Raw genomic sequence first — 26,970 nt, forward strand, 5'->3', positions numbered from 1 at the left:
ACAAAGCGTTGTGTTTGTCAGCTGCGAAGAAGGAAGAGTATGAAGCATTTCGCTAAATCCGTCAACTCCTTCTTTTTTCTCACCGCACTCGGCATTTGCATGCGTCGTTCAGCGAGGGGGAGAATTATAGCCCTGGCCCGGACTCCCCGCAAGCGCTAATTTGCATCTGGGCAAATATTGCTGTGTGATATCGTAGCACCGACAATTCCCTGCCTCATCCACCCTGATTCCCATGCCTATCCCACATATTTCACCAACCGCTAATGCAACACTGGCCAGCGCCCTCGAACACGCCATCAATAGCAAGACCAAACCGCTGGGCAGTCTCGGCATGCTGGAAACCCTGGCCCGCCAGATCGGCCTGATCCAGCAAAGCACGCAACTGGCATTGCGCCAGCCCGCCATCATCGTTTTCGCGGCGGACCATGGCGTCGTCGCCGAAGGCATTTCCGCCTACCCGCAAAGTGTGACCTGGCAAATGGTGGAGAACTTCCTCGGCAACGGTGCCGCCATCAACGTCTTCGCCCGCCAGGCAGATTGCGCTCTCTATATAGTAGACGCCGGCGTGAACCATGATTTCGGCCCACGCGACGGCTTGCTAGACCGCAAGCAAGGCCCCGGCACCCGCAACTTTGCCAAAGAGTCCGCCATGAGCCAGGAACAATGTCTGGCCGCCATGCAGGCGGGGATGGACCTGGTCGCCACCCTGGACGGCAATGTGCTGGGCTTTGGCGAAATGGGCATCGGCAACACCACGGCCGCCGCCGCACTGATGCACAAACTGACGCGAACACCGGTCGCCGACTGCGTGGGCGCCGGCACCGGCCTGTCGAAGGAAGGGATACTGCACAAACAGCAGGTGATCGAAGCGGCCGTCGCCCATCATGCGGCAGTCAACGAGCCACTCGACGTGCTTGCCACCTTTGGCGGCTTCGAAATCGCCATGATGGCGGGCGCTATGCTCAAAGCGGCCGAACGGCGCATGATCTTGCTGATCGACGGCTTTATCGTCAGCAGCGCCCTGCTGGTGGCGGCCCGTTTGCAGCCGGCCATTCTTGATTACTGCGTGTTTTCGCACTGCTCCGATGAAAACGGCCACCGCCAGCTGCTGGAAAGCCTGGGAGCGCGTCCGTTGCTGCAGCTCGATTTGCGCCTCGGCGAAGGCACGGGTTCGGCGCTGGCCTTGCCGCTGCTGCACGCGGCCGTCAACTTCATGCGCGAGATGGCGACGTTTGCCTCGGCCCAGGTCAGCGAAAAGTCCACGCCAGACTAAGACGATGACTAATCCCGTTTCCGCCGCCATCCACCAGTGCCGCCTGTTCTTTATCGCGCTACAGTTCTTCACGCGCCTGCCGATACCGCGCTGGGTGGGTTTCGAGCCGGCCTGGCTGCAGCACGCCTCGCGCTACTTTCCGCTGGTCGGTGTGGTGGTGGCGGCCATCAGTAGCGCCGTGTATCTGCTGGCCGGCTGGCTTCTGCCTTCGGCCGTGGCCGTGCTGCTGGCCGTCGCCGCTGGCATCTACCTGACGGGCGCCTTCCATGAAGACGGCTTTGTCGACATGTGCGACGGCTTTGGCGGCGGCATGACGCGCGAGCGGGTACTGGAAATCATGAAGGATTCGCGCATCGGCGCGTATGGCGCCATTGGCATCCTGTGCCTGCTGGCCATCAAATGCGCGGCGCTCGCATCGCTGCCGCCTGCCATTGTGGTGGCAACCTTACTCATCGCCCATCCGCTTTCGCGCCTGGCTGCCGTCTCGCTGATCTGGGCCATGGATTATGCGCGCGATGAAGGCAAGGCCAAGCCGATGGCGCAGGAGATGACTACGGGAGAATTCATCATCGCCGCCGTCTGCGGTCTGCTGCCCGGCATCGCCTGCGGCCTGCTGGGAATATTTGACTGGGCCACGCTGGTCTTTGCCATCGTGGCGGCGGCAGCGGCCGCATTCTGGCTGGGCCGCAAATGCCAGCGCCGCCTGCAAGGCTATACGGGCGACTGCTTGGGCGCCGTGCAGCAGGTGGCGGAAGTGGCGATTTATCTTGCCATCCTGTCGAGTTTTCAACCTCCATTGCGCTTCTACTGAACAAGCATGCGCCTGATCCTAGTCCGCCACCCCACGCCGCAGGTGACCAGCGGCACCTGCTATGGCCGCAGCGACGTGGCGGTGGCGCCACATGAAATGGCCACGGTGCGCGCCCATTTGCAAGCAACGCTGCCAGCCGGTGTGCCGCTCTACGCGAGTCCACTGCGCCGCTGCGCCGGCCTGGCATCAGCATTGGCGCAAGACTTGCCGTCCAGCGCTCTGCACCTTGACGCGCGGCTGGCCGAAATGGATTTTGGCGCCTGGGAAATGCAGCCCTGGCACGCGATTGCGCGCGCGGAAATCGATGCCTGGGCTGCCGACCTGGCCTGGTACCGCCCCGGCGGGGGTGAGAATGTGCTGGCGATGGCCGCCCGCGTCGATGCGTTTTTAGGCGATCTGTTGCGCGAACAACACGAAACGGCCATCATCATCTGCCATGCGGGCACCATCCGCCTGCTGTCGGCATTCCAAGCCCGGCTGCCATTGGAGGAAACGGCCCTGCTGGCCGCCCGTTCCGCCCATAAAATCGCCTACGGTGCGACGGTCGTCGTCGATTTCTGATATCGAAGCGTCCAGCCAGCCATTTCAGTCCACGCCCACTGCACGTATAATGGCGGGGTTTTGGTGCCCGCGTTCATGTCCATGAGCGCAGTTAAACGGGAAACACGATGCCGCGCTCGCGGCGAACGTGTGCTGCCCCCGCAACGGTAAGCAAGTGTCGCCCCTCCCAACAGGACGCGGGCGACAAGCTATCTCTGACAACCACTGTGCTTGCAATCATCGAGCATGGGAAGGTGGGATAGCCGCACTTGCCAGCCCGGATACCGGCCAGGACAGGTGGAAGTGTGCGAACGGGGATGTTCGCGATCCGAATGGCCCCTGTGGCCATCTTCGATCGTCATCTTCAGTTCCCACTTCTGTTCAATCTGGCCTACGGGGACGTCGGCTGGTTGCATATTACTTACTGAAAATTATCATGACCCATGCTGTTTCCCGCCACGCGGCGCTCACGTCGCTCGCGCTAGCCATTGCCGCGCCTGCCGCTTTCGCCCAAGCCACGCCAGACACCTTCGATCCTGTCGTCGTCACCGCCAACCGCTACCCGCAGCACCTGAGCGAAGTGTTGAGCGATACGCAGACCATCAGCTCGGAAGACATCGCGCGTTCGGGCGCCGGTACGCTGATCGACCTGCTGCAAAAACAGCGCGGCATTGAAGTCAATCGCAGTGGCGGCCCAGGCACCAATTCGAGCGTTTTCATTCGCGGCGCGAACGCCAACCAGAATATCGTACTGGTCGACGGCGTGCGCATCGGTTCCGCCACATCGGGCACTGCCAACTGGAGCGCCCTGCCTTTGTCGAGCATCGATCACGTTGAAATCGTCTACGGTCCACTGAGCACCATGTATGGTGCCGATGCTGTCGGCGGCGTGATCCAGATCTTTACCAAGAAAGGCGACGGCGCGGCGCGCTTTTCCGCCTTCGCTGGCTATGGCCGCTACAACACGCGTCAGGCGGAAGCCAGCGTTGCTGGCTCTACTGGTGGCAACAACAACAACTTCAGCTATGCGCTGACTGCGGGCAAGGAAAAATCGGATGGCTTTTCCGCCTCCAAGCTGGGCGCCTCGACGTACACCTACAATCCGGACAAAGACGGCTACGACAAGGAAAGCGTCAGTGGCCAGTTTGGCTACCAGATGGCCAAAGGCCATGATGTCGGCCTGACTTTCCTGAAAAGCAAACTGGATGCGCAGTACGATTCGGGCTTGGGCTTCGACGCACGCAACTACAATAAGCTGGAAAACATCTCGGTCTTCACGAAGAACCAGTTCTTGCCGAACTGGAGCAGTGAGCTGCGCTACGCACAGGCGAAGGACAAACAAACCTCGGTTTCCGCCACCGGCGCCTTCGGCAGAAGCCAGTTCGACACCAAGCAAAGCGACATCAGCTGGCAAAACGATATTCTCATCGGCCGTGACACCCTGCAACTGCTGGGTGAATACCGTGACGAAGACGTCGTGAGCTCCGCAAAAGGCCTGTCCGGCGGACGCAATACCAAATCGTTCGCAGCATCGTATAACCTGGTGCGCGGCGCTCACCTGGCCAGCATCAGCGGCCGTCGCGACGACAGCTCGGCGTACGGCACGCACAACACGGGCAGCGTTGCCTATGGCTATCGTTTCAGCAATGCCTTGCGCGCCAGCGCCAGTTATGGCACAAGCTTCCGCGCACCTACTTTCAACGATCTGTACTACCCTGATTCCGGCATCCCGACGAACAAGCCGGAAAAAGGCCGCAATGCTGAAATCGGCTTGCATTACAACGATGGCCAATCGCAACTGAGCGCGACCTATTACCATAACAAGATTACCGACATGCTCACCTATGTGTCGGCTTGCCCGGTAATCGGCTGGAAACCAGGCTATGGCTGCAGCATGAATGTCGACAAAGCCCTGCTCGAAGGCTTGACATTGGCTGGCGCGCGCAAATTCGGCGCCTTCAACGTCAGTGGCAATATCGATCTGCAAGATCCTCGCAATGAGACCACAGACAAACAACTGGCACGCCGCGCGAAAAAGCATGCCAATTTCGCCGTCGATTACACGACCGGTCCTTTGACCGCCGGTACGGAATGGCAGTTGTCAGGCAAGCGTTTTGAAGATCCCGCCAACAAAACCACCCTCGGTGGCTATGGCTTGCTGAACCTGTACACCACCTACCAGTTCGCGCGCGACTGGTCGGTGCTGGCACGCTGGAACAACATCACCAACAAGGACTATGAACTGGGCCGCTTTTACGCGACGCCAGGTTCGAACCTCTTCGTTGGCGTACGCTACGGCATGAAATAAACATGATGTAATGATGTAAGCTGCGGGCGGTGGCGCTATCCGTCATCGCCCGCAGTGCAGTTCTGCGGTCCCCGTTTTAAAGGTATGCATGCACCCATTTTTCCGCAATATGCGCCACCGCGCCACCGTGATCCTCACGGTGCTGATCGTGTGCGCGATTGCCAGCCTGATTTTCTCCGGCATGATCGGTTCGATCGCCATTCCGCTCGCCGACCTGCCTTCCGCCCTGTTCCATGTCGTGCAGGGCAAGACCGACACACTCGCCACCACCCTGCTCGACCTGCGCCTGGGCCGCGCGCTAACCGCCTTTGTCACCGGCGCGGCGCTGTCGCTGGCGGGCCTGATGATGCAGGCTCTCCTGCGCAATCCCCTGGCGGACCCGTATGTGCTGGGCATTTCCGCCGGCGCTTCCGTCGGCGCGCTGGCCGCGCTGCTGTTCATGTGCGCGCTGTGGGTGGTCGATGCTGCCGCCTTTGCCGGCGCCGTCGGCGTATCGATGCTGCTGTACTTCTTTGCCCGGCGCGACCTGCGCGGCGGCACGGCGGCCGAAGGCGGCGCTTCGCTCTTGCTGCTGACGGGCGTGATCCTCGCCTCGGCCTGCATGGCCATCGTCACCCTGATGCTGTCCATCGCCCCGGAAAGCCGCTTGCGCAGCATGGTATTCTGGATGATCGGCGACCTGTCCGGCGCACCGGCGCGGCTGATGCCGTGGCTGGTCCTGGCCGGCGCCCTAGTCTTCGCCTTGCGCTGCGCGCGCTCGCTGAACGTCATGGCGCTGCACGCGGAAGCGGCCAGCACCCTGGGCGTGCGCGTGGGCGCGCTGCGCAAGGGACTGTTCTTCTGTTCCGGCCTGCTTACGGCCAGCGCCGTCACCAGCGCCGGCAGCGTGGGCTTCGTCGGTCTGATCGTGCCGCATGCGCTGCGCTTTGCCTGCGGCCCCGATCACCGCCTGCTGATCCCCGCCGCCGCGCTGGCTGGCGGCACTTTCCTCGTACTGGCCGATACCTTGGCGCGCACCGTGCTGGCACCCTTGCAGCTGCCAGTCGGCGTCGTCACGGCCATGATCGGCGCGCCCGTCTTCCTGTACCAATTGCACCGTTTGCGCAGGGGATGAAACAAGCATGATACGCACCTACCAACTCGGCCTGAAAGCGGGCACACGCTCCCTCGTGGAAAACCTCATCTGGCAAATCAGGGATGGCGAATGCTGGAGCGTGATCGGCCGCAACGGCGCTGGCAAAAGCACCTTGCTGCGCACCCTGGCCGGCTTGCGCGAACCGGATGCCGGCCACGTGACGATACAGGGCCGCGCCCTGATCGACTGGCCATTGGAAGAGCTGGCGCGCGAACGGGCTTTCCTGGCGCAGGCGCGCCACGATGCGTTCTCGTACCGCGTCATTGAAACGGTGCTGTCGGCGCGCCACCCGTATCACGACAATCACTATTGGGAAGGCAGCGACGACCAGCGCATCGCCCTGGCGGCGCTGGCCTCGATGGAAGTCGAGCACCTGGCCGAGCGCGACGTACGCAGCCTGTCCGGCGGCGAACGCCAGCGCGTGGCGATCGCCGCCATGCTGGCGCAAGATACGCCCTTGCTGCTGCTCGATGAACCGGCCAATGCGCTGGACCTGGCACACCAGGTCAGCGTCATGGGCCTGCTGGCCAGACTGTGCCGCGAACAGAACAAAACCGTGATCATGGTGGGGCATGACCTGAACCTGGCGCACAGCGTCTCGACCCATGCGCTGCTGCTGATGGGCGATGGCGGCTGGCTGGCAGGTCCCGTGGCCGACGTGATGCAGGCGTCCATCCTGGGCGACTACCTGGGCCACCCGATCGAGATCATCGAGCACGGCAAACGCAAGATATTCATACCAAAAGAGGACTGACATGAGCGAAAACAAAACCATCGATGCGGACACCGCCGCCATCAACGAGCGCCACCGCATGCGCATGGAACGCAAGAAGGCCATCATCGACGCGGCCATCGCCAAGGCCGACAAGGAAATCGGCATCATCATCGTCAACACGGGCAATGGCAAGGGCAAGAGTTCGAGCGGCTTCGGCATGGCCATCCGCGCCATGGGCCACGGCATGAAAGTGGGCGTGGTGCAGTTCATCAAGGGCGCCATGTCGACGGGCGAAGAAAAATTCCTGCGCCGCTTCCCCGACGAAATCAGTTTTCATGCGATGGGCGAAGGCTATACATGGGAAACGCAGAACCGCGAGCGCGACATCGAAAAGGCTGAACTGGCATGGGAACAGGCGAAGACCTTCCTGGCCGACCCAAGCTATGGCCTGGTGCTGTTTGACGAACTCAATATCGCCCTCAAGTACAACTACCTCGACGTGCACAAGGTCATCACCGACCTGCTGGAACGCCCGGCCATGCAGCACGTGGTCATCACGGGCCGCGGCGCACCGGACGAACTGATCGCGATCGCCGACACCGTCACCGAAATGGCCGTCGTCAAGCATGCGTATGCGGCCGGCATCGGCGCACAAATCGGCACCGAGTGGTAACAGCGCCATGACGCGCACCCTGGTCTTCGGCGGCGCCCGTTCCGGCAAGAGCGCCCATGCAGAAAAGCTGGCCCGCGAGTCCGGCAGGGAAGTACTCTACATCGCCACCGCGCAGGCGGGCGATGGCGAAATGGCCACGCGCATCGCGCATCACCGTGCGCAGCGCCCGGCCGAGTGGGCCACCTTGGAAGAACCGCTGCGCCTGGGCGACGCCATCCTGCGGGAAGCACGGCCCGGCCGCCTGCTGCTGGTCGACTGCCTGACCCTGTGGCTGACGAACCTGATGTTTTCCACTGGCGAGACGTACCCGGACGTGGGCGACATCGCCCTGCCAGAACTATTCCACAGCGAGCGCGCCCACCTGCTGTACGCGCTGGCCGAAGTCGAAGACACCGGCTGTGATCTTGTACTGGTCTCGAACGAAGTAGGCATGGGCATCGTGCCCTACGGCGCCATCTCGCGCTGCTTCACCGATGAAGCGGGCCGCTTGAACCAGGCCGTGGCGGCCGTGTGCGACAAGGCTGTCTTTGTCGCCGCCGGCCTGCCGCTGTACCTGAAAGGCGGCCCATGCTGAGCGGCCTGTCGCTACCCATGCTGGCCGCCTTGATGACGGCCGGCGTGCTGCTCGACATGCTGCTGGGAGAAACGCGCCGCTGGCATCCGCTGGTCGGATTTGGGCGCATCGCCAACGTACTGGAACGCCTGCTGAACCGGGGCCGCGGGCGTTTGCTGCGCGGCGCGCTGGCGTGGTCGCTGGCCGTGCTGCCCATCAGCTATGCGGCCTACTGGCTGTGCGGCCTGGCGGGCGCAGCGCTCCACGTCTTCCTGCTCTATCTTTGCCTGGGCCTGCGCAGCCTGCGCGACCACAATCAACCGATCGCCGATGCCCTGGCCATCGATGACCTGGACAACGCGCGCCTGCTGACGGCGCGCATCGTCAGCCGCGACACGGCCAATGCCGACGCGGCCAGCCTGGCCAAGGCCAGCACAGAATCCTTGCTGGAAAACGGCAACGACGCCGTCTTCGGCACCCTGTTCTGGTTTGCCGTGGCGGGCGGCCCCGGCGCCGTGCTATTCAGGCTGGCCAATACGCTCGACGCCATGTGGGGCTATCGGAACGAGCGCTACGACTGGTTCGGCTGCTGCGCCGCGCGCATCGACGATGTTCTGAACTATCTTCCGGCGCGCCTGACGGCCCTGTCGTATGTCCTGCTGGGTAAAACCATGGCCGACAAACAGCGCGCCTGGCACTGCTGGCGTAGCCAGGCCCCCAACTGGGGCAGCCCGAATGCGGGTCCCGTGATGGCCAGCGGCGCCGGCGCTCTGGGCCTGGCCTTGGGCGGCGACGCCATTTACGACGGTGAACTGGAACGCCGTCCGCCGCTGGGTGCCGGCCGCCCGGCCGAAGCGCGCGACATCGACCGCGCCTGGCGCCTGGTGGCGGAAACGGCCGTCCTGTGGCTGATCTGGGTGGCGCTGCTGGCGGGCCTGTTCTACCTGAAGGGGAAATACCTTGCTTGAACATGGCGGCAACCTGCGCGACGCCGCGCGCGAATATGGCAGACCGCTGGCCGACTGGATCGACCTGTCGACCGGCATCAACCCGCACTGGTATGCGGCGCCAGCACCCGACGCCAACGCCTGGCACCGGCTGCCGGAGTCCGATCCTGCGCTGGCCGCAGCCGCCTGCAGCTACTATGACGCGCCAGCCATGCTGCCCGTGGCGGGCACGCAGGCCGCCATCCAGGCCCTGCCCCGGCTGCGCGCGCCGTCGCGCGTGGTGGTGGCCGCGCCCTCGTACGCGGAACACGCGCACCACTGGGGCCAGCAAGGCCACCAATTGCGCCAAGTGCCGTATGCGCAACTGGCCGATGCGGTGGACAGCTGCGACGTGCTGGTCGTCTGCAATCCGAACAATCCCACGGGCGAACGCATCTCCCCCGCACTGCTGCTGGCATGGGCCACCCGGCTGGCCGCGCGCGGCGGCTGGCTGGTGGTCGATGAAGCGTTTGGCGACACGGAAGCCCACGCCAGTCTCGGTCCGCACTCGGGCCAGCCTGGCCTGATCGTGCTGCGCTCCATCGGCAAATTCTTTGGCCTGGCGGGACTGCGCCTGGGCTTTGTCGCCGCTCATCCCGCGCTGCTGGGACAGCTGGCCGACATGCTGGGCCCGTGGGCCGTCAGCGGTCCGGCGCAGCAGGTGGCACTGGCGGCGCTTACCGATACGCACTGGCAAAACGCGATGCGCGAACGCCTGCGCGGCGAAGGCGACCGCTTGCATCAGCTGTTGGCCACGCACGGCATCGCCAGCAGCGGCACGGCGCTGTTTCAGTGGTGGCCCGAAGATCGCGCCGAAGCGTTCTGGCGCCACATGGCGGAATCGGGTATCTGGGTGCGCCTGTTCCTCCACGCCGCCCACGGCATCCGCCTGGGCCTGCCCCCCGACGAACACGCCTGGCTGCGCCTGCAGCAGGCCCTCACCGCATGGAAGCACACATGAAAACCCTGAACATATCACTACTGCTGGCCGGACTGGTCTCGTTGCAAACGCATGCCGCCATCACCGTGCGCGACGACGACGGCAATACCGTCACCGTGGCCAAGCCGGCGCAGCGCATCCTGGCGCTGGCGCCGCATGTGACGGAACTGCTGTTCGCCGCCGGTGGCGGCGAGAAGATCGCTGGTGTCGTCAGCTATAGCGACTACCCGGAAGCGGCCAAGAAGATTCCGCAGGTGGGCGACAACCGCCAGTACGACATGGAACGCATCATCGCCATGAAGCCGGACCTGATCGTCGTCTGGATGCATGGCAGCGCCGAGCGCCAGATCGCCATGCTGCGCCAGTTGAAGGTGCCGATCTATCACAGCGAACCGCGCAAGCTGGCCGATATCCCCGACAGCATGGAGCGCCTGGGGCAGCTGATGGGCACGGAAAAGACCGCCAAGCCGGCCGCCGCCCAGCTGCGCGCCAAACTGGCCAGCTTGACGGCGCAATATGCGCAGCGCCCGCCCGTGCGCGTGTTTTACCAGGTGTGGGATAAGCCCTTGTACACCTTGAGCGGCGCGAGCATCATCAGCGATTCGATGCGCGTATGCGGCGGCCAGAATGTGTTCGCCGCGATGAAGGTGGTGGCGCCCGTCGTCACGCCTGAAGGCGTGCTGCAGGAAGACCCGGAAGTCATTTTTGGCACCAGCGAAAAAAGCGATCCGCGCAGCGAAGGCGGTCTGGCCATGTGGCGCGCCTTCCCCTCGATGACGGCCGTGCGCAAAAATAATCTGTTCCGCCTGAATGGCGACCTGCTGAACCGCGCCGGCCCGCGCATGATCGAAGGCACGGCCGCCATGTGCGAACAGCTGGAAATGGCCCGCCAGCGCCGCACCAAGGCTGCTCAATGAGTCACTACCAGCGCATCGCCTGTTTGTCGACGGAAGCCGTGGAGACGCTGTACGCGCTGGGCGCCGAAGACGTCATCGCCGGGATCTCCGGCTTTACCGTGCGCCCTCCCCGCGCGCGTGAAGAAAAGACCAAAATCAGCGGCTTTTCGTCCACGAACCTGGAACGCATCCTGGCAGTGAAACCGGACCTCGTGATCGGCTTTTGCGACATGCAGGCCGATATTTGCCGCGACCTCGTCAAGGCAGGCATCGAAGTGCACCAGTTCAACCAGCGCACGGTGGACGGCATCCTGCGCATGATCGCCGTGCTGGCCGCGCTGGTGCGGCGCGAGGCAGCGGGCAACGCATTGATCGCCAGCCTGCGCGCGGACATCGCCACTGCCCGGGCCCGCGCCGCCGCCTGGACGCGCAAGCCCGTGATTTACTTTGAAGAGTGGAACGATCCCCTGATGAGCGGCATCGGCTGGGCGGCGGAATTGATCGGGATCGCCGGCGGCACGGACGCCTTCCCGGAACTGTCCGCGCATCCCGGCGCGAAAGAACGCATCATCGCCGATTCCCATGACGTGGTCGCACGCGCGCCCGACATCATCCTCGCCAGCTGGTGCGGCAAGAAATTCCAGCCGGCACAACTGGCGGCACGCCCGGGCTGGGATGCGATTCCCGCCGTACGCAATGACATGCTGTTCGAGATCAAGTCGCCCGACATCCTGTCGCCAGGCCCTGCGGCGATCACCGAAGGGCTGCGCCAGATCAGCGACATCATCGCGCAGTGGCAGGAGCGGCAGGCATGAAGAGCCCCTTCCCCGCCCTGATGGTGCAAGGCACGACATCCGACGCGGGCAAGAGCACCGTCGTCGCGGCCCTGTGCCGATTGTTAAAGCGCCAAGGCGTGACAGTAGTGCCGTTCAAGCCGCAGAACATGGCCTTGAATAGCGCCGTGACGAGCGACGGCGGCGAAATCGGCCGCGCGCAAGCCCTGCAGGCGCTGGCCTGCGGTATCGCGCCGCATACGGACATGAATCCGGTGCTCTTGAAACCGTCGTCGAACACGGGCGCGCAAGTGATCATCCACGGCAAGGTGCGCGCCGAGATGGATGCGCGCGACTACCAGCAATATAAAACCATCGCCATGGGCGCCGTGCTGGAATCGTACGTGCGCTTGCGCCAGCAATACGATGCCGTCGTCGTCGAAGGCGCGGGCAGCCCGGCCGAAGTCAACCTGCGCGCGCGCGACATCGCCAACATGGGCTTTGCCGAAGCCGTCGACTGCCCCGTGATCCTGGTGGCCGACATCGACCGGGGTGGCGTCTTCGCGCACATCATCGGCACCCTGGCATGCCTGTCCGACAGCGAGCGGATGCGCATCGTCGGTTTCGTCATCAACCGCTTCCGCGGCGACATCTCGCTGCTGCAACCGGGCATCGAGTGGCTCGAACAGCAAACGGGCAAACCCGTGCTGGCCGTGCTGCCCTATCTGCAAGGCCTGTTCCTCGACGCGGAGGACGCCGTCGAAGCAATGCAGGCCGAACGGGGCGCCTTCAAGGTGGTGGTGCCGCAACTGCCGCGCATCAGCAACCACACGGACTTCGATGCGCTGCGCGCCCACCCCGAGGTCGACCTGCAATTCATCCAGCAGGGGCAGCCGATTCCGGCGGCCGACCTGGTGATCCTGCCTGGCAGTAAAAACACGCGCGGCGACCTGGCCTGGCTGCAACAGCAAGGCTGGCCCGCCTACATGGCAAAACACCTGCGCTACGGCGGCAAGGTGCTGGGCATCTGCGGCGGCTTCCAGATGCTGGGGCAAAGCGTGCGCGATCCGCTGGGCGTGGAAGGCGCGGCGGGCGAGTCAAAGGCACTGGGACTGCTCGACATGGTGACGGAACTGACAAGCGAAAAACGGCTGGAACAGGTGAGCGGCCACTGTGCGTTTGCCGGCGCGGCCGGTGCACGCGTGGCAGGCTATGAAATCCACATGGGACTCTCGCATGGCGCGGCGCTGGCGCAGCCGGCCTTTCTCATCGATGGACGGCCGGAAGGCGCCGTGTCGGGCGACGGGCAAATCCTCGGCAGCTATTTGCACGGCATGTTCGATACGCCAGCCGCGTGTTCGGCGCTGCTGCGCTGGGCCGGGCTGGACTCCGGCCACACAGTGGATACCGCAGCCCTGCGCGAGGCGAGCCTGGATCGCATCGCCGACGCGGCGATGCCGTTGATGGATGCGCTGGAACGACTGCCACGCTGATGGTAATGTCGGGTTACGCCGTACCAGCCAACCCGACCTACTCAAACAGGCACGTGGCGGCACCTCTTAATTTTTCAGGCACGTGCCCATATACGAGCGGTCGGTCGAAAATTCGACCGCCATGCTCGACGACACCGGCATGAACATCGAGTAATCCGCCGGCACGTCGGCCGGGTCTTTGAACACGGCGATGCCATCGAAATCGACGGCTTGCGCACCCAGGCCCAGCTTGTTGACGGTGATGGTTTCCGCGTGCGTCTTGCCGGCGGTATTGTTGGTGATGGTGGCGGTGCTGCCGGCCACCACGATCTTCGCGCTGATGCCCGGCGCCGCGCAGGCGTAGCTGCCGGCGATTTCCGTGCCGATCTTTTGCTGTTTGGCGGCCACGATGGTGCCCACGCGCAGCACGTTCTGCTGGTTGCGGCTGTAGCGGTCGATGAACAGCGCCAGCCCCCGGTCCCCCGCGTGCACGTGCACGATGCCGAAGTCCTGGTCACCCTGGCGGGCAATGATCAGGCCACGCGCGGCGTCACGGACCAAAGTCAGGCTGGCGTTTTCCGCTTCCAGCTGTGGCGATACCGCGGAGCACGCGCCTTGCGCATTGAACACGCCGCCATTGCACAGTTGCGCGCTGCCATCGGCCACCACCTTGAGGCTGCCTTTCGGATTGAAACGGTCGCCGCCATTCGAAGCATTGCGCATGGCACCGAGGAAGATATAGTTGCCGGCCAGCTTGGCCACGTCCGTGACGGCATAGCCGCTGCCGCTGACGTTGGAATGCATGTTGCCCAGTTTCACGGTCCCCGTCAGCAGGCGCGTGCGCGCGTCGACGCTCAGGCTCAAATCGGTGCCGGTATATGTCGTGATATTGCCGGTGGTGACAACGCTGAACGTGCCGCTGCGGTCGCTCAAGCCGAACTGCGTCGACAGCACGCGGATGGCGTAGGTTTTCTTTGCGCTGTCGAACGTGATGCGCCACGTATCGCCGATATCGGCGGCCACGTCATACGCCGTCTCGTCCGCGTTGGCGCCGGCGATCACGGCCAGGCCAGCCTCCTTGGCCACGGCGGCTGACGCCACGGCCACGCTGTCGGCGGAAACGACGGGCGGCGTCACCACGACAGGCGGCGTGACCGGTGCTGCCGGCGTGCCGCCGTCGCTGCCGCCACCGCATGCGGACAGGGCTGCGCCCAGGACAAGGAAGGTAAGTGCATTTTTCATGTGGTGTGACTTTCGGGGAAAGAAGAGGCCGGAAAACACATGCTAGCCGTGCCCGCAATCTATTGCCATGGAACAAATGTTCCATGGACGATGTCCCCGGTTCGCTGCCAAAATGGATGGCGCGGGCGGCACGCCTGCCTCATTTATGTGACAATTCGTCGTACTGTCGGCTCCGTTTTTCCTCCTCAGGCTCGCATCCATGACCAGTTCCCCGATTAAAAGCTACCTTCCCTGGGTGGTCGCCACCGCCCTGTTCATGGAGCAACTCGACTCCACCATCGTCAACACCGCCATCCCCGCCATGGCCGCCAGCCTGAACGTGACGCCGCTGAGCCTGAAGGCCGTCGTCACCAGCTACATCCTGAGCCTGGCCGTGTGCATTCCCATCAGCGGCTGGATGGCCGACCGCTTCGGCACGCGGCGCGTGTTTTCCGCCGCCGTTGCCATCTTTACCATCGCCTCCATCCTGTGCGGCCTGTCCGTGAACGCCCCCATGCTGGTGGCCGCGCGCCTGCTGCAAGGGGTGGGCGCGGCCATGATGATGCCGGTGGGCAGGCTCACCATCATCCGCACCTTTCCCAAGTCGCAATTGCTGGCGGCCATGAATTTCGTCATCATCCCCGCCCTGATCGGCCCCTTGCTGGGCCCCACGGTGGGCGGGCTGATCGTGCACTGGCTGTCGTGGCGCGAGATTTTCTTCGTCAACGTGCCTGTCGGCCTGGTGGCCTTGTACCTGGCGCACCGCTACATGCCCGATTATTACGGCGACAAGCCTCGTCCGCTGGACCTGATCGGCCTGGTGCTGTTCGGCACGGGTATCGCGCTGCTGTCGTGGCTGCTGGAAATCTTCGGCGAACACCGCATCGATGGCACCTCGTTTGCCGTGCTGCTGTTTATTTCCATCAGCCTGCTGGCCGCGTATGCCTGGCATTCGAGCGAAGTGCTGCACCCGCTGCTGCGCCTGACCCTGTTCAAGATCCGCACCTTCCGCGTCTCCGTGGTGGGCGGCTTCGTCACGCGCCTGGGCGTGGGCGGCCTGCCCTTCCTGTTGCCGCTGCTGTACCAGCTGGGCCTGGGCTTGCCCGCGTGGCAATCGGGCTTGCTGATGATGCCGTCGGCGGCCGCCGCCATGGGCATGAAATTCATTTCCGCGCGCGTGCTGGCCCGCTTCGGCTACCGCCAGGTGCTGATCGTCAACACCGTACTGATCGGCGTCACCATCGCCATGTTTTCGCAGGTAAGCGTGGGCACGCCCCTGTACGTGATCGTCGCCATCAGCCTGTGCATGGGCTTTTTCAATTCGCTGCAGTTTTCCAGCATGAACACCATCGCGTATGCCGACGTCGACAAGGCTGATTCCAGCATGGCCAGCACCATCGCCAGCTCGATGCAGCAATTGTCGATGAGCTTTGGCCTCGCCTTCGGTTCGCTGATCACAGGCTGGTACCTGGGCGACATGCCGCAGTCGGACCGCGCCATGCTCAGCACGGCGCTGCACCACGCCTTCCTGACCCTGGCCGCCCTGACGGTGCTGTCCTCGCTGACGTTCTGGACCTTGCGCCGCGACGATGGCGAAAGCATCAGCAAGGGCGCGGACAGCGACGAGGAAGATGCGGCCGACGTGAAAGCCCAGGCCGTTGTGCAGACGGAAGTGCAAACCAAGAAAGGCTGAGCCACATCAAGCTTGCCGCCAGCGCCGCTGGTGCTTTTGCCCGGTGCTGCTACCGTGACGGCAGGAGGTGCACATGGCGGCCGAACGGCGCTTTGCGTGGAAGGGCACGGACCGCCATGGCAAGGCGGCCGAGGGCATCTTGCGGGCGGCCGACGCCACCACTGCCAAGGCCGCTCTCAGACGCCAGGGCATCCTTGCCAGCAAGGTAAAAGCCCCGCGCGCCGCACCCGGCAAAGCCATCACACACAAGGATATCGCCCTGTTCACACGCCAGCTGTCGACCATGATGGCGGCCGGCGTGCCGCTGCTGCACGCCTTCGACATCGCCGGCAAGGGCCATGCCAAACCGGCCGTCACGGAGCTGATGCGCGACTTGCGCCACGACATCGAAGCGGGCAGCAGCCTGCAGCAGGCCTTCCGCCAGTTCCCCCTGCTGTTTGACGAGCTGTATTGCAACCTGCTGGCGGCGGGCGAACAGGCGGGCATCGTGCAGGAATTGCTGGCGCGCCTGGCCACGCACCAGGAAAAGGCCATCGCCCTGCGGCGGCAGGTGCGCGGTGCGCTGATGTATCCGCTGGTCATCGTGCTCGTCGCCATCGTCGTCACGGCCATCATCATGAGCGTCGTCGTGCCCGCCTTCCGCCAGGTCTTCGACAGCTTCGGCGCGCCATTGCCGCTGCCCACCCTCGTTGTCATGGGCGTGTCCGCCTTCCTCGTCCATTACTGGCTGGCCTTGCTGGCGGCGCTCGTGTCCGCTTGCGTGCTGCTGCGCCTGGCCTGGCGCCGCTGGCCCGCCCTGCGGCGCAACACGCAACTGCGGGCGCTGCGCCTGCCCGTGTTCGGCCCGCTTTTGCGCAAGGCGGCGATCGCCCGCTGGACGCGCACCCTGGCCGCCATGTTCGCCGCCGGCGTGCCGCTGCTCGACTCGCTCGGCCTGGTGGGCGCCGCCTCCGGCCACGCGCTGTACCAGGAGGCAACGGTCCGCATCGAGCGCGAAATCCGCGCCGGCGGCAGCCTGGCCCTGGCCATGGAACACAGCGCCGTGTTTCCCCCGCTGCTCACGCAACTGGCCCTGATCGGCGAGGAGTCGGGCGCCCTCGACGCCATGCTGTCGCGCGCGGCCGACATCGTCGAGGCCGACATCGACGCCACGGTGGCCACCCTCTCGGCCCTGCTGGAACCGGCGCTCATGGTCGTGCTGGGCGTGCTGGTCGGCTCCCTCGTGATCGCCCTGTATTTGCCGATTTTCAAGCTGGGGGCCGTGATTTGACCGTTCGTCCTGCGCAAAACGTCCCCATGCACCGGCAGATGTTTTACACTGCGGCAGTGCCAGGCAATGTTTGCGCGGCAACATCATCACCTCAGACCACTCCACCATGCTGCAAGATACCCTGCTGTTCGCCGCGCCCGGCAACCTGCCCGTCGCCCTCGTCGCCGCCCTGTTCGGCCTGATCGTCGGCAGCTTTCTCAACGTGGTGATCCACCGCGTGCCGAAAATGATGCAGCGCGAATCCGACAATTACGTGGCGGAAGAAAGCGGCTTGCCCTTGCCACACACGGACCGCTACAACCTGATGCTGCCACACTCGAACTGCACCGCCTGCGGCCACCGCATCACGGCCATGGAAAACATTCCCGTCCTCAGCTACCTGCTGCTGCGTGGCAAGTGCAGCGCCTGCAAGGCGCCCATCTCCGTGCGCTACCCGCTCGTCGAGCTGCTGACGGGCGCGCTGTCGGCCCTGTTAATCTGGCACTTCGGCAGCGGCTGGACGGGCTTGGCCACGCTCCTGTTTGCGTATTTGCTGATCGCCATGACCTTCATCGATGCCGATACGCAAATGCTGCCAGACGACCTCACCTTCCCCCTGCTGTGGGCAGGACTGCTGGTCAATATCAACGGTACTTTCGTGCCCCTGCAAGAGGCCGTCATCGGCGCGGCCGCCGGCTACCTGGCCTTGTGGGCCGTGTACTGGGCCTTCAAGCTGGCGACAGGCAAGGAGGGAATGGGCTATGGTGACTTCAAATTGCTGGCTGCGCTCGGTGCGTGGCTGGGCTGGACCATGCTGCCGACGATCATCCTGTTGTCATCGCTGGTGGGTGCCGTGGTCGGCATCGGCCTGATCGTGTTTGCCAAGCGCGGGCGCGACAAGCCGATTCCGTTCGGCCCCTACCTGGCGGCGGCGGGCCTGATCGCGCTGCTGTACGGCACGCCCCTGTCGCGCCTCACGCTAGGCCTGACTGGCTGACCGGCGCTGCACTGCGCCCCTATGGATAAATACATGCAACGACACAACGCCCCTTATTTCAGCGTCGGCCTCACCGGCGGCATCGGTTGCGGCAAGAGCACGGTGGCCGACATGTTCGCCGCGCGCGGCGCCTCCATCGTCGACACCGACCAGATCGCCCACAGCCTGACGGCGCCCAATGGCGCGGCCATGCCGGCGCTGGTGGCGGAATTTGGCGCCGACTACGCCGATGCGCGCGGCGCCCTCGACCGCACAAAAATGCGCAACCTCGTGTTTTCCGACGCTGTGGCCAAGGCGAAACTGGAAGCCATCCTGCACCCGCGCATCCGCCAGGCCACCCTGGCGGCGGCCGGAGCAGCGACGGGCAGCTACGTGATCTTTGCCGTGCCCCTGCTCGTCGAGTCCGGCGGCTGGGTGGAGCGGGTCAACCGGGTACTGGTCATCGATTGCCTGGAAAGCCTGCAAGTGTCGCGCGTGATGGCGCGCAATGGCTTATCTGAAGAACAAGTCAAAGCCATCATGGCCACGCAGGCCACGCGCGCCATGCGCCTGGCGGCGGCGGACGATGTGATCGACAACAACGGCGATTTGGCGTCCTTGGCACCGCAGATTGCCCAGTTGCACGATTTATATCTGGCATTTTCAAAAAGAATGGCTGGAATGGCCCCGCAACGTTTGTAATTTGTCGACGCTTGGTTCAAAATCACGGGATTGTTTGCAGGTCCTTACTTAAGGGAATTATTTTGATTGTCTACGAATACCCTTTCAACGAACGCATACGTACCTTGTTGCGGCTGGAAGACCTGTACGACAAATTCAAGTTCTTCATCCAGCAAGAGCATGCAATGCAGCACCATGTTGCCTTGGCAACTATTTTCGATATGCTCGAAGTGGCCGGCCGCGCCGACCTGAAGTCCGACCTGCTGCAGGAACTCGAGCGCCAGCGCCAAAGCCTGCTCGGTTACCGCAGCAATCCGAATGTGGAGCCGGAAACCCTCGATGCCATCCTCGGTGAACTCGACAGTGTCAGCGGCGCCCTTGTGGCGGCGCAAGGCAAGACAGGCCAGAATATCCGCGACAATGAATGGCTGATGAGCATCCGCGGCCGCACCATCATCCCGGGCGGCGCCTGCGAATTCGACTTGCCGTCGTATTTTGCCTGGCAAAAACGCAGCTCCGAACAGCGCCTGACCGACATTCACGCGTGGTTCGCCCCGCTGGCGCCGCTGTTCGATGCGCTGGCCCTCGTCTTGCGCCTGCTGCGCGATTCCGGCGGACCCGTTAAACTGATCGCCAATGGCGGCAGCTACCAGCAAATGCTGCAAGGCAAGGTGTACCAGATGCTGCGCCTGAGCCTCGATGAAAACAGCGGCGCCATCCCGGAAATTTCCGCCAACAAATACATGCTGTGGGTACGCTTCACTACCCAAGGCGGCGACTTGAAACCCAAGCCGCTGGAAGAAGATGTCCCGTTCGAGCTCACGCTCTGTAATTTTTAACTGTTACTTATTTGCCCCATCATGACCGTCGTTAACTGCCCTACCTGTGCCGCCAAAGTCGAATGGACTGAAGCCAACAAATTCCGCCCCTTCTGCTCGGAACGCTGCAAGCAGATCGACCTGGGTGCCTGGGCCGAAGAGAAATACACGATCCCCGCCGCCGACCCGTTTGAAGATCCCCTTGCGGATGAAGACAACAAGCCACAGTAAGCCGCAATGAGCCTCAACTAAACGGATTTTCCAGGCGCAGCCCCTGCGCCACGAAACTGTCGAGCCTGCCACTGACCACCGTCAAGCCATAGGCGATGCCCATCGCCGCGATCTGCCCATCGACGCCATGTGCGTGGCCGCGGCCATGCAGACGCGCGCATACGAGCGCACAATCGAGGTCGAATTCCAGCAGCCGCGGCGCATATTCCGCCAGCACGGCTTCCAGCCAGCCTTCCAGCGCCAGTGCTTCCAGCGCCGCTTCGCGCCGCCAGCAGCACTGTATGCCTGCACGCAATTGGGCGATCACCTGCACCGGCACATAACGCGCCTCGGGCGCCACCCGCTCGAAAAAATCGGCCACTCCCGCCGGCGCGGCGCTGCCCTTGCGCGCCGCAACGATTACATCCGTATCGACCAGGTAAGCCGGCATGGCTCAGGGGCGGCGCTCGAAATCCGCATCGAAGCCCACGTCGGGCATGCCGCGCAAAATATCGTCGAGCGGACGCTTCGGCAGCGGCCGCAAGGCGCTGCGCAAGATGTCGCGGTGCTCGTCTTCGATGCTGCGCCCATGCGCGCGGGCACGCTTGTGCAAGGCGGCAATCAGCAATTCATCGGTATCGGTAAAGGTCAGTGTCAGCGGCATGCGAAACTCCCGGTGCTTGATGAAAGCACTGTAGCGCAAAGCGCCGACTATACAAGGAGAGTCACAGCAAAGCTTGCGCCAGCACGCAGCATGCTGCTGCCCGCTGGCACAAGTAAGGATTAAGCAGGTGCCAGCGATTCCCGGCGTACCTCATTTAACCATTCCAGCAGGGGAATGGTGGCCGGCAGCAAGGGTTCCACGCCGACCGTGCCCTGCCAGGCGAACGCCTGTCCTTCCAGGCTTTGCGGCTCGCCCCGCCATTCGCGGCTGATATAGAAATGCAGGCGCACATGGGCGTGCGGATACACATATTCGACGCCGCACCAGGCTTCGGCACTGTCGATATGCAAGCCCAGTTCCTCGACAAACTCACGTTTCAAGGCATCAAAAATGGCTTCGCCAGGCTCGACTTTACCGCCAGGAAATTCCCAATAGCCGTCATACGGCTTACCGGCCGGACGCTGGCCCAGCAGCACGTCGCCATTCGGCTTCATCAGGATGCCGACGGCGACGTCGACCGGTTTGATTTTCACTTCGCTCATTGCGGCAACTTTCCCGCAGGAAGTTTCCCCGCATAATCGCGCGCAAATTGCCACGCCACCCGGCCCGACCGGGAACCGCGCTGCAAGGCCCAGCGCAAGGCGTCGCCGCGCGCTGCCGCGATCTGCTCCGGCGTGCAACCGAACGAGGCGAGCCAGTGCGCCGCGATATCGAGGTAATCATCCTGCTTGAACGGATAGAACGACAGCCACAGGCCGAAGCGTTCGGACAGCGAGATTTTCTCTTCCACCGTCTCGCCCGGATGCAGATCGCCATCGTCGTCCGTCTTGTAGCTCGTGTTGTCCGACATCCGTTCCGGCATCAGGTGACGGCGGTTCGAGGTGGCGTAGATCAGCACATTGTCCGATTGCGCGGCGATGCTGCCGTCGAGCGCCACTTTCAGCGCCTTGTAGCCGCTCTCGCCCTCTTCGAACGACAGGTCGTCGCAAAAGATGATAAAGCGCTCGGGGCGTGCCGCCACCAAGTCGACGATGTCGGGCAAGTCGGCCAGGTCCGCCTTGTCGACTTCGATCAGGCGCAAGCCCTGGTCGGCGAACTGGTTCAAACAAGCCTTGATCAGCGACGACTTGCCCGTGCCCCGTGCGCCCGTCAGCAGCACGTTGTTGGCCGGACGCTTAGCGACGAACTGGCGCGTGTTCTGCTCGATCTGCGCTTTTTGCGTGCCGATATTGTGCAAGTCGTCCAACGCGATGTTCGACACGTGGGCCACGGCCTGCAAATAAGGCAGCGCGCCCTGGCGCCGGCGCCAGCGGAACGCAAAGCTGTTCCAGTCGGTTGCCGGCAAGGCCGGCGGCAAGATCGACTCGAGGCGCGCCAGCACCCGCTCGGCGCGGATCAGGAATTGATCGAGGCCGGTCATGAGCGGTAGTCGGCGTTGATCGACACGTAGTCATGCGACAGGTCGCACGTCCACAGGGTGGCCGTGGCATCGCCGCGCGCCAGCTTGACGCGAATGGTGATTTCGCTTTGCTGCATCACGCGCTGGCCATCCTGTTCCTGGTAGTCAGGGTTGCGGCCGCCATTCTTGGCCACCCATACATCGTCCAGGTACAGGTTCAGCTGGCCCACGTCCAGATCGTCCACGCCCGCATAGCCGATGGCGGCCAGGATGCGGCCCAGGTTCGGGTCGGACGCGAAGAAGGCCGTTTTCACCAGCGGCGAATGGGCGATGGAATAGGCGATCTTGCGGCACTCTTCCACGTTGCGGCCGTCTTCCACGGTCACGGTCATGAACTTGGTCGCGCCTTCGCCATCGCGCACGATGGCTTGTGCCAGAAAGGTCGACAGCTCGGTGACGGCGGCGGCCAGTTCCGCATAGTGCGGCGAGTCGATGGAATCGATGACCAGGCTGCCGGCGCCCGTGGCGACCAGCATGAACGAGTCATTGGTGGACGTGTCGCCGTCGATGGTGATGCAGTTGAACGATTTATCGGCCGCCTGTTTCACCAGCTGGTCCAGCACCGGTTGCGCCACGGTGGCGTCGAACGCGAGGAAACCGAGCATGGTGGCCATGTTCGGCTTGATCATGCCGGCGCCCTTGCTGATGCCCGTCAGGGTCACCGCGTGGCCACCGATGGTGACCGTGCGCGAACCGGCTTTCGGCTGCGTGTCGGTGGTCATGATGGCTTCGGCGGCCGAGAACCAGTTGTCCGAGGTCAGCGCGGCCACGGCTTGCGGCAAGCCGGCGACGAGGCGCTGCACGGGCAAGGGTTCCAGGATCACGCCGGTGGAAAACGGCAAAATCTGCTGCGGCGTGCAGCCCAGCAGCTCGGCCAGCGCGGCGCAGCTGGCCTGCGCGTCGGCCAGGCCCGATTCGCCCGTGCCCGCATTCGCGTTGCCCGTATTGACCAGCAGCGCGCGGATCGGCGCGGCGCCGGCCGTCACTGCGGCCAGGTTGGCTTTCGAAATTTGCACGGGCGCGGCGCAGAAGCGGTTCAATGTGAACACGCCGGCCACGGTGGCCGTCGGCGCCAGTTTCAATACCAGCAAATCCTTGCGGTTGGGTTTCTTGATGCCGGCTTCGGCAACACCGATTTCAATGCCGGCGACGGCTTTCAAGTCGGCGGCGACGGGCTTGGGAGAATTGACGGCCATGGTGAGTTCTTCTGCAAGGGAAAATGGAAGCGCTATTGTAGCGCCTTCGCGGCGCCGGTGAGCATGCGCGCCCACACATGCACGCCTGCAAATTGAAAAGGCATAAAAAAACGGAGACCGCGGTCTCCGTTTTTGTTCAGGCTGTGAAACCGCCTTATGCCAGCTTGCCGTGGCAAGCTTTGTATTTTTTACCGCTGCCGCAAGGGCATGGGTCGTTACGGCCCACTTTGACGCCCATGCTCACGCTCATGTCGTCAACGTTGTCCATGTTGCCGCCGGCCGCAGGCGCCAGCAGTTCTTCCGGCGCCGCATTCGGGTCGAATTCGGCGTGCTGGTAGTGCACGTTTTCCACGTGCGACTGCTGCATCGCCTGTTCGGCCGCATCGACTTCTTCGCGCGACTGGATGCGTACCGTCATCACGTGTTTCGTGACGTCGTTCTTGATCATGTCGAGCATCTGGCCAAACAGTTCAAACGCTTCGCGCTTGTATTCCTGTTTCGGGTTCTTCTGCGCATAGCCGCGCAGGTGAATACCCTGGCGCAGGTGATCGAGTGCCGCCAAGTGTTCGCGCCAGTGGCTGTCCACGCTTTGCAGCATGACATTGCGCTCGAAGCCGCCAAACGATTCCTTGCCGACGATATCGATCTTCGACTGGTACACGGCATCGGCCGCGGCCAGCACTTTTTCCAGGATCTCTTCGTCCGTCAGGGTCGAATCGGCTTCCAGCAATTGCTGCAGCGGCAAGTCGAGCTGCCATTCGCTGGCCAGGGTGTTTTCCAGGCCCTTGATATCCCACTGCTCTTCCACCGATTCGTGCGGCACGTACTCGTGCACCAGGTCGGTGAACACGCCGTGGCGCAGCGAGCCGATCATCTCGGAAATATCGGTCGTTTCCAGCAGCTCGTTACGCTGCTGGTAGATGACTTTACGCTGGTCGTTGGCGACGTCATCGTATTCCAGCAATTGCTTGCGGATGTCGAAGTTGCGCGCTTCGACCTTGCGCTGGGCAGATTCGATCGAACGCGAGACGATGCCTGCCTCGATCGGTTCGCCTTCCGGCATTTTCAGACGGTCCATCACGGCGCGCACGCGGTCGCCGGCGAAGATGCGCAGCAACGCGTCGTCGAGCGACAAATAGAAGCGCGACGAACCGGGATCGCCCTGGCGGCCGGCACGGCCACGCAGCTGATTGTCGACGCGGCGCGATTCGTGGCGTTCGGTGCCGATGATGTGCAAGCCGCCCGCATTGACCACGTGGTCGTGCAGGGATTGCCATTCATCGCGCAAGGTCTGCGACTGGGCTGCCTTGTCGGCGTCGCTCAGTTCAGCATTGGCTTCGATGAACTTGATCTGGTTCTCGACGTTGCCGCCCAACACGATGTCCGTACCGCGACCGGCCATGTTGGTGGCGATGGTGATGGCTTTCGGACGGCCTGCCTGGGCGATGATTTCCGCTTCGCGCGCATGCTGCTTCGCGTTCAGCACGTTGTGCGGCAAACCGGCCTTGGTCAGGATGCCCGACAGCAGTTCCGAGTTTTCGATCGAGGTCGTACCGACCAGCACGGGCTGGCCGCGCTCGTAGCAGTCGCGGATGTCGTTCAACATCGCGTTGTATTTTTCCGCCGACGATTTGTAGACCTGATCCTGGCGGTCCTTGCGCTGCAGCGGACGGTTTTGCGGGATCACGACCGTTTCCAGGCCGTAGATTTCCTGGAATTCGTACGCTTCGGTATCGGCCGTACCGGTCATGCCGGCCAGCTTGGCGTACATGCGGAAGTAGTTCTGGAAGGTGATCGAGGCCAGGGTCTGGTTCTCGTTCTGGATCTTGACGCCTTCTTTCGCTTCGACGGCCTGGTGCAAGCCATCGGACCAGCGGCGGCCCGTCATCAGACGGCCCGTGAATTCATCGACGATCACCACTTCATTGTTCTGCACCACATAGTGCTGATCCTTGAAGTACAGCGCATGCGCGCGCAGGGCCGCATACAGGTGGTGCACGAGGGTGATGTTGGCCGAATCGTACAGCGACGCGCCTTCCGGCAGCAGGCCCATTTCCATCAGGATGCCTTCGGCCTTTTCGTGGCCGGCTTCCGTCAGCAGCACCTGGTGCGCTTTTTCATCCTTGGTGTAGTCGCCCGGTACTTCAACCTTGCCCTTGCCGTCCGGCGTTTCTTCGCCGATCTGCAGGGTCAGGCGCGCAGGCACTTCATTGATCTTGTGATACAGGTCCGTATGGTTCTCGGCCTGGCCCGAAATGATCAGCGGCGTACGCGCCTCATCGATCAGGATCGAGTCGACTTCATCGACGATGCCGAAGTTCAGGCTGCGCTGCACGCGTTCGCGCGCTTCGTAGACCATATTGTCGCGCAAGAAGTCGAAACCGAATTCATTGTTGGTGCCATACGTGATGTCGGAGTTGTACGCCTGCTGCTTGGCGCTGTGCTCCATCTGCGACATGTTCACGCCAGTCGACAGGCCCAGCCATGCATACAGGCGGCCCATGGTCTCGGCATCGCGCTGCGCCAGGTAATCATTGACGGTGACGATATGCACGCCCTTGCCCGACAGGGCATTCAGGTAGGCTGGCAAGGTTGCCATCAGGGTCTTGCCCTCGCCCGTGCCCATCTCCGCGATCTTACCGAAATGCAAGACCATGCCGCCGATCATCTGCACGTCGAAATGGCGCATGCGCAGGACGCGCTTGCTGGCCTCGCGGCAGACGGCAAATGCTTCCGGCAACAAGGCATCGAGCGATTCGCCAGCGGCGATACGTTCCTTGAAGGCAGGCGTCTTCGCTTGCAGCTCGGCATCCGACAGCTTTTCGATGGCCGGCTCGAGCGCATTGATCTCGCGTACCGTTTTTTGGTATTGCTTGAGCAGCCGCTGGTTGCGGCTACCGAAAATCTGGGTCAGTAATGACATGCTTGAATTCTTGAAAAAACGCCGTTAAAAAAAGCTCGGTAGGGAACAACGAGGTAGGTATCGCGTCACCGCACGGAGTTCGACTATGGCAAAAGACGATGATTTTATCATGCGTTCCCGACATGGTTGGGGTAATGCGCCATATAACAATAGCTTAATGACAAACAAATGGCAGAAATTGCGGACATTTTCCATACTGTAAGGCAATACGGCCAGCCCGCCTGCGCCGCACCCGCGGCAGCACTCGTCATGCGCGGGCGAGTGTGCTATGTTTCGGCCATGCGAACTCCCACTTATTCTCCGGCGCCGCGCCGCGGCTACGGCTTTGCCCGTTCAGGCCCGGCCGTCACGGGCGCAACCGATTTTCTGCGCGGCAACGCGACGATGGCCTCATTGATGCCCACCGTCACGCGCCTGGCCGCCTTGCAAAAAGATTGCGCCAAGGCCTTGCCGGCCATGTTCGAACACTGCGACATCCTGCAATTCGAGGGCGGCCAACTGGTGCTGGCCACGCCAAACGCGGCGCTGGCGGCCAAGCTCAAGCAGCAATTGCCGAAGTTGCAAGGGGAACTGGAAAGAAAGGGCTGGCAGATTTCAGGCATCAAGCTGAAAGTGCAAGTCATCAAGAGCATCGCGCCCATCGTGCATACGCGGGCGCTGGTCTTGCCGGAAAAAGCCATGTCGGCCCTGGAAGAGCTGAGCACGGCCCTGCCCGCGTCGAAACAGAACGAGCAATTGATCGCGGCGCTGCGCAACATGGTGCGCCACCACCGGGAACCGAAGGACTGAGAATAACGGCGCTAAA

Annotated in this window: 27 protein-coding genes and 1 riboswitch; of the genes, 20 read left to right on the top strand and 7 right to left on the bottom strand. The window is 63.1% G+C overall.

Annotated features, from left to right (window positions below):
• Positions 1–232 precede the first annotated feature (232 nt).
• The 13 genes from cobT to JAB6_RS26155 all read left to right on the top strand — a co-directional run bounded on the left by cobT (position 233) and on the right by JAB6_RS26155 (position 13,096).
• Positions 233–1,273 (top strand): nicotinate-nucleotide--dimethylbenzimidazole phosphoribosyltransferase, encoded by a 1,041-nt coding sequence (gene cobT / locus JAB6_RS26095; RefSeq protein WP_070305610.1) that lies wholly within the window; start codon positions 233–235, stop codon positions 1,271–1,273.
• Positions 1,274–1,277: 4 nt separating this feature from the next.
• Positions 1,278–2,084 carry an adenosylcobinamide-GDP ribazoletransferase gene (locus JAB6_RS26100; RefSeq protein WP_070305612.1) on the top strand — a complete coding sequence of 269 codons (807 nt, stop codon included), beginning with the start codon at positions 1,278–1,280 and terminating at the stop codon, positions 2,082–2,084.
• 6 nt (positions 2,085–2,090) lie between these two features.
• The gene (locus JAB6_RS26105; RefSeq protein WP_070305614.1) at positions 2,091–2,645 is read left to right on the top strand and encodes a histidine phosphatase family protein; all 555 of its coding nucleotides are present in this window, start codon (positions 2,091–2,093) and stop codon (positions 2,643–2,645) included.
• A gap of 44 nt (positions 2,646–2,689) precedes the next feature.
• Positions 2,690–2,932, top strand: a riboswitch (cobalamin riboswitch).
• 128 nt (positions 2,933–3,060) lie between these two features.
• Positions 3,061–4,932, top strand: coding sequence for a TonB-dependent receptor (locus tag JAB6_RS26110; RefSeq protein ID WP_070305616.1), 1,872 nt, complete (start codon positions 3,061–3,063; stop codon positions 4,930–4,932).
• Positions 4,933–5,020: 88 nt separating this feature from the next.
• Entirely contained in the window at positions 5,021–6,046 is a 1,026-nt protein-coding gene (locus JAB6_RS26115; RefSeq protein WP_070305617.1) for an iron ABC transporter permease, read from the top strand.
• A 7-nt stretch (positions 6,047–6,053) separates the two neighbouring features.
• The gene (locus JAB6_RS26120; protein ID WP_070305619.1) at positions 6,054–6,821 is read left to right on the top strand and encodes an ABC transporter ATP-binding protein; all 768 of its coding nucleotides are present in this window, start codon (positions 6,054–6,056) and stop codon (positions 6,819–6,821) included.
• A 1-nt stretch (position 6,822) separates the two neighbouring features.
• Positions 6,823–7,455 (top strand): cob(I)yrinic acid a,c-diamide adenosyltransferase, encoded by a 633-nt coding sequence (gene cobO / locus JAB6_RS26125; RefSeq protein WP_070305621.1) that lies wholly within the window; start codon positions 6,823–6,825, stop codon positions 7,453–7,455.
• 7 nt (positions 7,456–7,462) lie between these two features.
• Positions 7,463–8,029, top strand: a complete 567-nt coding sequence (gene cobU, locus JAB6_RS26130) for a bifunctional adenosylcobinamide kinase/adenosylcobinamide-phosphate guanylyltransferase (protein WP_034748782.1) — start codon at positions 7,463–7,465, stop codon at positions 8,027–8,029.
• Entirely contained in the window at positions 8,023–8,976 is a 954-nt protein-coding gene (cbiB, locus tag JAB6_RS26135) for an adenosylcobinamide-phosphate synthase CbiB (protein WP_034748785.1), read from the top strand. The genes cobU and cbiB overlap by 7 nt, the downstream gene beginning before the upstream one ends.
• A complete protein-coding gene (gene cobD / locus JAB6_RS26140) occupies positions 8,969–9,955 on the top strand; it encodes a threonine-phosphate decarboxylase CobD (RefSeq protein ID WP_070305623.1) in 987 nt (328 codons plus the stop codon). Before cbiB ends, cobD begins: the two co-directional genes overlap by 8 nt.
• Entirely contained in the window at positions 9,952–10,851 is a 900-nt protein-coding gene (locus JAB6_RS26145) for a cobalamin-binding protein (protein ID WP_070305625.1), read from the top strand. Before cobD ends, JAB6_RS26145 begins: the two co-directional genes overlap by 4 nt.
• Positions 10,848–11,645: an ABC transporter substrate-binding protein gene (locus JAB6_RS26150; protein WP_070305627.1), complete on the top strand. Its 798-nt coding sequence runs from the start codon at positions 10,848–10,850 to the stop codon at positions 11,643–11,645. Before JAB6_RS26145 ends, JAB6_RS26150 begins: the two co-directional genes overlap by 4 nt.
• Positions 11,642–13,096, top strand: a complete 1,455-nt coding sequence (locus tag JAB6_RS26155; protein WP_070305629.1) for a cobyric acid synthase — start codon at positions 11,642–11,644, stop codon at positions 13,094–13,096. The genes JAB6_RS26150 and JAB6_RS26155 overlap by 4 nt, the downstream gene beginning before the upstream one ends.
• 66 nt (positions 13,097–13,162) lie before the next feature.
• Here JAB6_RS26155 and JAB6_RS26160 read toward each other — a convergent pair whose 3' ends face one another.
• The gene (locus JAB6_RS26160) at positions 13,163–14,317 is read right to left on the bottom strand and encodes a hypothetical protein (protein ID WP_070305631.1); all 1,155 of its coding nucleotides are present in this window, start codon (positions 14,315–14,317) and stop codon (positions 13,163–13,165) included.
• 199 nt (positions 14,318–14,516) lie between these two features.
• Here JAB6_RS26160 and JAB6_RS26165 point away from each other — a divergent pair, with 199 nt between their 5' ends.
• The 6 genes from JAB6_RS26165 to yacG all read left to right on the top strand — a co-directional run bounded on the left by JAB6_RS26165 (position 14,517) and on the right by yacG (position 19,944).
• Complete coding sequence (locus JAB6_RS26165; protein ID WP_254671809.1) at positions 14,517–15,989, top strand: DHA2 family efflux MFS transporter permease subunit; 1,473 nt, start codon at positions 14,517–14,519, stop codon at positions 15,987–15,989.
• 73 nt (positions 15,990–16,062) lie between these two features.
• A complete protein-coding gene (locus JAB6_RS26170) occupies positions 16,063–17,259 on the top strand; it encodes a type II secretion system F family protein (RefSeq protein WP_070305635.1) in 1,197 nt (398 codons plus the stop codon).
• A gap of 106 nt (positions 17,260–17,365) precedes the next feature.
• Entirely contained in the window at positions 17,366–18,235 is an 870-nt protein-coding gene (locus JAB6_RS26175; RefSeq protein WP_070305820.1) for an A24 family peptidase, read from the top strand.
• Positions 18,236–18,268: 33 nt separating this feature from the next.
• On the top strand, positions 18,269–18,916 hold the full coding sequence (gene coaE, locus JAB6_RS26180; RefSeq protein WP_070305638.1) for a dephospho-CoA kinase: 648 nt from the start codon (positions 18,269–18,271) through the stop codon (positions 18,914–18,916).
• Between the two features lie 62 nt (positions 18,917–18,978).
• Entirely contained in the window at positions 18,979–19,734 is a 756-nt protein-coding gene (zapD, locus tag JAB6_RS26185) for a cell division protein ZapD (RefSeq protein WP_034748811.1), read from the top strand.
• 18 nt (positions 19,735–19,752) lie between these two features.
• Positions 19,753–19,944, top strand: a complete 192-nt coding sequence (gene yacG / locus JAB6_RS26190; protein ID WP_034748814.1) for a DNA gyrase inhibitor YacG — start codon at positions 19,753–19,755, stop codon at positions 19,942–19,944.
• A gap of 13 nt (positions 19,945–19,957) precedes the next feature.
• Here the strand turns inward: yacG and JAB6_RS26195 are convergent, their stop codons facing one another.
• The 6 genes from JAB6_RS26195 to secA all read right to left on the bottom strand — a co-directional run bounded on the left by JAB6_RS26195 (position 19,958) and on the right by secA (position 26,165).
• Positions 19,958–20,374 (bottom strand): hypothetical protein, encoded by a 417-nt coding sequence (locus JAB6_RS26195; RefSeq protein WP_070305640.1) that lies wholly within the window; start codon positions 20,372–20,374, stop codon positions 19,958–19,960.
• 3 nt (positions 20,375–20,377) lie between these two features.
• Complete coding sequence (locus JAB6_RS26200) at positions 20,378–20,587, bottom strand: hypothetical protein (RefSeq protein WP_070305643.1); 210 nt, start codon at positions 20,585–20,587, stop codon at positions 20,378–20,380.
• Between the two features lie 119 nt (positions 20,588–20,706).
• Entirely contained in the window at positions 20,707–21,129 is a 423-nt protein-coding gene (locus JAB6_RS26205) for an NUDIX domain-containing protein (RefSeq protein WP_070305645.1), read from the bottom strand.
• A complete protein-coding gene (locus tag JAB6_RS26210; RefSeq protein WP_070305647.1) occupies positions 21,126–22,007 on the bottom strand; it encodes an ATP-binding protein in 882 nt (293 codons plus the stop codon). The genes JAB6_RS26205 and JAB6_RS26210 overlap by 4 nt, the downstream gene beginning before the upstream one ends.
• Complete coding sequence (argJ, locus tag JAB6_RS26215) at positions 22,004–23,242, bottom strand: bifunctional glutamate N-acetyltransferase/amino-acid acetyltransferase ArgJ (protein WP_034784989.1); 1,239 nt, start codon at positions 23,240–23,242, stop codon at positions 22,004–22,006. The genes JAB6_RS26210 and argJ overlap by 4 nt, the downstream gene beginning before the upstream one ends.
• Positions 23,243–23,396: 154 nt before the next feature.
• Positions 23,397–26,165, bottom strand: coding sequence for a preprotein translocase subunit SecA (gene secA, locus JAB6_RS26220; RefSeq protein ID WP_070305649.1), 2,769 nt, complete (start codon positions 26,163–26,165; stop codon positions 23,397–23,399).
• A 279-nt stretch (positions 26,166–26,444) separates the two neighbouring features.
• Between secA and JAB6_RS26225 the strand changes: the two genes are divergently transcribed.
• Positions 26,445–26,954 (top strand): DciA family protein, encoded by a 510-nt coding sequence (locus JAB6_RS26225; protein WP_034748833.1) that lies wholly within the window; start codon positions 26,445–26,447, stop codon positions 26,952–26,954.
• Positions 26,955–26,970 lie beyond the last annotated feature (16 nt).

Source organism: Janthinobacterium sp. HH104 (assembly GCF_001758715.1).
Lineage (GTDB): Bacteria > Pseudomonadota > Gammaproteobacteria > Burkholderiales > Burkholderiaceae_D > Janthinobacterium > Janthinobacterium aestuarii.

What these genes read in the sequence shown, in the direction of transcription:
- cobT (WP_070305610.1), top strand. Translation starts at nt 233, where the DNA reads ATGCCTATCCCACATATTTCACCAACCGCTAATGCAACACTGGCCAGC.
- JAB6_RS26100 (WP_070305612.1), top strand. Translation starts at nt 1,278, where the DNA reads ATGACTAATCCCGTTTCCGCCGCCATCCACCAGTGCCGCCTGTTCTTT.
- JAB6_RS26105 (WP_070305614.1), top strand. Translation starts at nt 2,091, where the DNA reads ATGCGCCTGATCCTAGTCCGCCACCCCACGCCGCAGGTGACCAGCGGC.
- JAB6_RS26110 (WP_070305616.1), top strand. Translation starts at nt 3,061, where the DNA reads ATGACCCATGCTGTTTCCCGCCACGCGGCGCTCACGTCGCTCGCGCTA.
- JAB6_RS26115 (WP_070305617.1), top strand. Translation starts at nt 5,021, where the DNA reads ATGCACCCATTTTTCCGCAATATGCGCCACCGCGCCACCGTGATCCTC.
- JAB6_RS26120 (WP_070305619.1), top strand. Translation starts at nt 6,054, where the DNA reads ATGATACGCACCTACCAACTCGGCCTGAAAGCGGGCACACGCTCCCTC.
- cobO (WP_070305621.1), top strand. Translation starts at nt 6,823, where the DNA reads ATGAGCGAAAACAAAACCATCGATGCGGACACCGCCGCCATCAACGAG.
- cobU (WP_034748782.1), top strand. Translation starts at nt 7,463, where the DNA reads ATGACGCGCACCCTGGTCTTCGGCGGCGCCCGTTCCGGCAAGAGCGCC.
- cbiB (WP_034748785.1), top strand. Translation starts at nt 8,023, where the DNA reads ATGCTGAGCGGCCTGTCGCTACCCATGCTGGCCGCCTTGATGACGGCC.
- JAB6_RS26145 (WP_070305625.1), top strand. Translation starts at nt 9,952, where the DNA reads ATGAAAACCCTGAACATATCACTACTGCTGGCCGGACTGGTCTCGTTG.
- JAB6_RS26150 (WP_070305627.1), top strand. Translation starts at nt 10,848, where the DNA reads ATGAGTCACTACCAGCGCATCGCCTGTTTGTCGACGGAAGCCGTGGAG.
- JAB6_RS26155 (WP_070305629.1), top strand. Translation starts at nt 11,642, where the DNA reads ATGAAGAGCCCCTTCCCCGCCCTGATGGTGCAAGGCACGACATCCGAC.
- JAB6_RS26160 (WP_070305631.1), bottom strand. Translation starts at nt 14,317, where the DNA reads ATGAAAAATGCACTTACCTTCCTTGTCCTGGGCGCAGCCCTGTCCGCA.
- JAB6_RS26165 (WP_254671809.1), top strand. Translation starts at nt 14,517, where the DNA reads ATGACCAGTTCCCCGATTAAAAGCTACCTTCCCTGGGTGGTCGCCACC.
- JAB6_RS26170 (WP_070305635.1), top strand. Translation starts at nt 16,063, where the DNA reads ATGGCGGCCGAACGGCGCTTTGCGTGGAAGGGCACGGACCGCCATGGC.
- JAB6_RS26175 (WP_070305820.1), top strand. Translation starts at nt 17,366, where the DNA reads ATGCTGCAAGATACCCTGCTGTTCGCCGCGCCCGGCAACCTGCCCGTC.
- coaE (WP_070305638.1), top strand. Translation starts at nt 18,269, where the DNA reads ATGCAACGACACAACGCCCCTTATTTCAGCGTCGGCCTCACCGGCGGC.
- JAB6_RS26195 (WP_070305640.1), bottom strand. Translation starts at nt 20,374, where the DNA reads ATGCCGGCTTACCTGGTCGATACGGATGTAATCGTTGCGGCGCGCAAG.
- JAB6_RS26200 (WP_070305643.1), bottom strand. Translation starts at nt 20,587, where the DNA reads ATGCCGCTGACACTGACCTTTACCGATACCGATGAATTGCTGATTGCC.
- JAB6_RS26205 (WP_070305645.1), bottom strand. Translation starts at nt 21,129, where the DNA reads ATGAGCGAAGTGAAAATCAAACCGGTCGACGTCGCCGTCGGCATCCTG.
- JAB6_RS26210 (WP_070305647.1), bottom strand. Translation starts at nt 22,007, where the DNA reads ATGACCGGCCTCGATCAATTCCTGATCCGCGCCGAGCGGGTGCTGGCG.
- argJ (WP_034784989.1), bottom strand. Translation starts at nt 23,242, where the DNA reads ATGGCCGTCAATTCTCCCAAGCCCGTCGCCGCCGACTTGAAAGCCGTC.
- secA (WP_070305649.1), bottom strand. Translation starts at nt 26,165, where the DNA reads ATGTCATTACTGACCCAGATTTTCGGTAGCCGCAACCAGCGGCTGCTC.
- JAB6_RS26225 (WP_034748833.1), top strand. Translation starts at nt 26,445, where the DNA reads ATGCGAACTCCCACTTATTCTCCGGCGCCGCGCCGCGGCTACGGCTTT.